At 37.9% G+C, this 4411-nt stretch carries 6 protein-coding genes and 1 pseudogene; all 7 read left to right on the top strand.

The features are described 5' to 3' along the window. A pseudogene (locus GBN19_RS14760) lies at positions 1–523 on the top strand (relaxase/mobilization nuclease domain-containing protein); the annotation flags it as partial. A gap of 76 nt (positions 524–599) precedes the next feature. Continuing rightward, complete coding sequence (locus GBN19_RS14755) at positions 600–914, top strand: type II toxin-antitoxin system Phd/YefM family antitoxin (protein ID WP_114150341.1); 315 nt, start codon at positions 600–602, stop codon at positions 912–914. Between the two features lie 17 nt (positions 915–931). Continuing rightward, on the top strand, positions 932–1198 hold the full coding sequence (locus GBN19_RS14750) for a type II toxin-antitoxin system RelE/ParE family toxin (protein ID WP_266095391.1): 267 nt from the start codon (positions 932–934) through the stop codon (positions 1196–1198). Between the two features lie 233 nt (positions 1199–1431). After that, positions 1432–2403 (top strand): replication initiation protein, encoded by a 972-nt coding sequence (locus GBN19_RS14745; protein ID WP_122902575.1) that lies wholly within the window; start codon positions 1432–1434, stop codon positions 2401–2403. Between the two features lie 49 nt (positions 2404–2452). Beyond that, complete coding sequence (locus tag GBN19_RS14740) at positions 2453–2653, top strand: hypothetical protein (RefSeq protein WP_151778642.1); 201 nt, start codon at positions 2453–2455, stop codon at positions 2651–2653. A gap of 356 nt (positions 2654–3009) precedes the next feature. Continuing rightward, positions 3010–3342, top strand: a complete 333-nt coding sequence (locus tag GBN19_RS14735) for a plasmid mobilization protein (protein WP_151778641.1) — start codon at positions 3010–3012, stop codon at positions 3340–3342. Then, positions 3332–4411, top strand: a 1080-nt coding sequence (locus tag GBN19_RS14730) for a relaxase/mobilization nuclease domain-containing protein (RefSeq protein WP_151778640.1), incomplete at its 3' end; no start/stop codon positions are given. The genes GBN19_RS14735 and GBN19_RS14730, both read left to right, overlap by 11 nt.

Below are 4411 nucleotides of genomic sequence, written 5' to 3'. Positions count from 1 at the left end.
TTCTCGTAGTTCTAGGAATAAACCTATGGTTGGGTTATCAGATCAAGGACAAGAAGCAGGAATTAGCAGAGATCAATCTCGAATTAGACCAATCTCCACTCGAAAAGCGGATTTTGAGATCGGTGGAATTTCACGAGAGCAAGGACAAGAAGACTTATTTCATCGTAGCCAAGAACAGCAAAAAATCGGAAGTATTCGAGAATACCAGCGACCAAAAAGTAATGAAAATCGAGAAATAGGAAATCCACATGACCAACGACTTTATGAATCGCTACAACGTCATCTTGAACTCGTTAGAAACGCAATTGAACGAGCTAAACGAAATAAATCAAAGACAGACCGAGCAGATCGAAGCCTTGAGCGATCAGAATCAAGTATTGAGAGTGCAGAACGAGGAATTGAGCAGTCAAAATCGACAATTAAACAATCTGAACAGCAGATTACGAGAGCTGAACAGCGAATTGACGAAAAAATGAAAGTAAAACAGGCTGAAATCAAAGCAGATCGAGGTTTTTATCGTTGAAACAACCAAATAACTCTAGATTTGCTGATTAAAAAGTTTAAAATAGACAAAACGCCTACTTTTATGAGGTTTTAAAATGCAAGTTATTACAGCAAAAGATGCAAAATCACGCTTTGGTGAATTACTCGATACCATGCAACGAGAGCCAGTCTTAGTGACTAAAAATAAACGTCCTGTTGGTGTCTTCTTATCACTAAAAGATGTAAAAGGTACTCACTTAGAAAGCCTTTTCGATGTTCAGGATGATGATTATGAAGATTGGGAAAAGGAAAAAATTGCTGAAGCTCTAAGTGCGTTGAAATCTCACCCATCACAAACCACAGCGATGAAAACTGTACATGCTACAGCGATGCAAAAAGCACGAGAATTAGTGGCGAGCCGTAGCAGATGAGTTATGACGTTTCTTATTTGCCACAAGCAGAACAAGATTTAATTGAAATTTTGGCGTATGGCATCGAAAAATGGGGCGAAAAACTAGCTGAAAGCATGTATCTAAAAATTACTGAACAGCTAGAAACACTCTATTTCTCACCAAATCGCACCAAAAAAAAAGGAAGTTTAGGAACAAGAGAAATGCTTATTTCTGACAGCCCATACCGTGCGATTATTCAAATTGATGAAGAAGCCAAGCGAGTTTTTATTCTAAGAATTTTGCATACTTCGAGAAATATATAAATGAATTTCAGTCCATTATTTTGACAAAAATTCAGTTATAAAATTAAGAAAATCAATAACTTTTAAAACTATTAAAATTGTGTTAAATTTTCTTTTAGGCGAAAAAAAAGCAGGTTTGGCGACCCGCTTTCTTTTCTTTGTTTAACAAATACTTAAAGCATCAGTAAACACAAATTAGATACTTGTATATTTTACCGATGTTTTGAGCCATTGCAACACTTTGGACGTTGCTAATGCTTAATCATATTCAAATTTCAGAAAATTTTTATCAAAAATTGCCTAAAAAGCCCTATTGTTCGTTGGGAAAAGGTGAACGAACCCTCATACGTTCAAAAAAACATGCGGTACAGTATCCGCTAATCCAAGTGAACCCACCCCATTTAGTCAATTATCTAATTTTCGATATAGACGAAAGTGACGCATATTTGCATTTTTTCGATGCAGGACTACCAACACCGACATGGATAGCAAAAAATAGAAAAAATGGTCATTGCCATGTCTGTTATGAATTAGAAACAGCAGTCTGTAAAACAGCCAATGCTCGGCTAAAACCTTTACGCTATCTAGCTTCAATCGAATATACATACGCTAAAAAATTAGGGGCGGATTTACGCTATTCAGGGCTTTTGACAAAAAATCCAATGGACAGAGATTGGGAGGTTTCTTATCTCAATCCTAGACCTTTTGACCTTGCAGAACTTGCGGACTACATCGAGTTAGAAACTAAGCCAAAAAATGAAAAAATTGAAGTGTCTGGGCTTGGTCGTAATTGCATGATGTTCGATATAGTGCGTATATGGGCGTATAAAGCGGTTAGATCGACTTTAAGTGGTGGGTATGATGTTTGGTATGGTGAAGTGTTAGAAAGGGCTAAAATCGCAAATGGTGCGTTTTTACAGCCACTACCATATAGCGAAGTCAGGGCGACAGCGAAAAGTATAGCAAAGTGGGTGTGGCGTAATCATGGTTGTGCTGAATTTCAGAAGCGATTTAGCGAAAAACAGGCAACAAGAGGGCGTAAAGGTGGTTTAGCTAGTGATTCCAGTCATGGCGGTAAAGCACGTTCGGCACAGTACAGCGACCAAAGACAACAGGCGTTACAGTTGCATATTCAGGGCGTAAAACAGAAGCAAATAGCCGAGCAATTAAACGTATCTGATAGGACTGTCCGGAATTGGCTTAAAAAGCGGAAAGTGCAAGCCTAATCAGATAACCGCCCGTTAGGGTGCTTTTTTTACGAGAGGAAATTTTAATATGGAACCAGAACAAGATCGTCAAGATAGGCAATTAAAGGACGTTTGGGATAAATTAAATCGTAGGGGTAAAACGCCTATGAATACAACAATCCAAGAATTAAACAGGGAATTGCAGCTTTGGCAGATAAATGAGAAACAGAAATTAAAACGAGAAAAAATGTCTAATGAAGAACAGTTGATTGCCCTATTTTTAAAGTGATACAGCAGTTTTTTAGTCATGACTAAATTGGTAATCGTGGTAAACAATTAAAGCAAATAATACAAAATCTTTTAAAAAAACAGTCATAGCAATGAATGACTGTTTCATCATGTGGCAGACAGTAGTCATTCAATCAAAAAACCTTGTATTTTGTCTATCATTTTTTAATGGGCAAGGACACACAAAGGGTATTCTATACAAAAACTAAAGTTTTCGATAGAGTTACCTTTTGTGCCTTGTAAGGGAAGTATCCCTTAACCCTCTTTCGACTTTATTTATTTCGGGAACATGGCCAACTTTCAGTTAGCCAGGTCCCTCATAAAAAAGTCGACCCAATCTACGAAACGGATTTAGTCATGACCAAAAAAGAAATCGTCAAAAGACAGAAAGAAATAAAAGTTCGTTTAACAGAAGCAGAACACCAAGCCTTACTTGAACGTATGACAGGTGGGGAGTTGGCAACATGGATAAGACAAACCTGTTTAGAAGAAAAACCAAATAAAAAACGGAATTATAAAGTTGCAGATCCTCAACTTTTAGCAGGGCTTGGGCGTATTGGAGGAAACCTTAATCAAATTGCTAGGCAAGTGAATACTGTTCAATCTGATATAGAAAAAATTAGAGCTTTTGCAGAGTTGGCAATGATTAGGGAACAACTACAAAAGGTTTTAGCTGACTATGATCGTTAAAATATTGGGAAATAAAGGCGGTGGTAGTGCAGGTGCAGCCATTGATTACATGCTAGGTAAAGAAAGAGATCGTGATGGAGCGATTTTACTTAGTGGCGACCCTGATTTAACAGCAAGATTGGCAGATAATTTAGATTTTCAAAACCGTTATACGGTGGGCGTTTTATCGTTTGAAGAAGCCAATATTGAAGAACAACAAAAACAAGAAATTATGCAGAGCTTTGAAGAAATGCTTCTTGCAGGTTTAGATCGAGATCAATACGACATTACTTGGATAGAACATACAGACAAAGGACGTTTAGAACTGAATTTCGTTATTCCAAATGTGGAATTGAGTACGGGGAAACGCTTACAGCCCTATTTTGATCAAGTAGACCGTCCATTGGTAGAAAATTGGAAACAAGTTACCAATTTTGATTATGAATTATCAGACCCCCATGCACCTGATAAAGCCCAAGCCATAAAGACTTTAAACAGTCAAAACCTGCCTGAAAATATTAAAGAAATAAAACAACAGATTGGTACAGCGATAGCAGAGCAAATCAGTAATGGAAATATCCAAAATCGGCAAGATGTTGTCAGTACGCTTGAAAATGCAGGTTTTGAAATCACAAGGCAAACAGAACGATCAATCAGTATCAAAAATCCTGACGGCAAGCGAAACATACGTTTAGAGGGCGTAATTTATGAAAATCGACAATTTGATAAGCAATTTGCAGAAGAACACAGCCGAGCAGGACAGGATTATCAAAGAACAAGCCGAGAACGCTACGAAACAGCACTTGGAAAGCTACACAGCCTTGTTGAAAGCAAGCAACGAAGAAACCAAGAACGCTTTGAGATCAAACCTACAGATCATCAAAGACCAACAACCGAGCATCAAAAACGCTTTGCGTTTGAATATTCTCACGGGAGCAGTTTTGGGCGGACTGACTATGCTATTTCTCGTAGTTCTAGGAATAAACCTATGGTTGGGTTATCAGATCAAGGACAAGAAGCAGGAATTAGCAGAGATCAATCTCGAATTAGACCAATCTCCACTCGAAAAGCGGATTTTGAGATCGGTGGA

Source organism: Acinetobacter brisouii, from assembly GCF_008993995.1.
Taxonomy (GTDB): domain Bacteria; phylum Pseudomonadota; class Gammaproteobacteria; order Pseudomonadales; family Moraxellaceae; genus Acinetobacter; species Acinetobacter brisouii_A.
The sequence above is the reverse complement of the archived record's forward strand: the minus strand, read 5'-3'. Positions and strand labels throughout refer to the sequence as shown.

Coding starts and splice junctions, on each gene's coding strand:
- GBN19_RS14755 (WP_114150341.1), top strand. CDS start 600: ATGCAAGTTATTACAGCAAAAGATGCAAAATCACGCTTTGGTGAATTA.
- GBN19_RS14745 (WP_122902575.1), top strand. CDS start 1,432: ATGCTTAATCATATTCAAATTTCAGAAAATTTTTATCAAAAATTGCCT.
- GBN19_RS14740 (WP_151778642.1), top strand. CDS start 2,453: ATGGAACCAGAACAAGATCGTCAAGATAGGCAATTAAAGGACGTTTGG.
- GBN19_RS14735 (WP_151778641.1), top strand. CDS start 3,010: ATGACCAAAAAAGAAATCGTCAAAAGACAGAAAGAAATAAAAGTTCGT.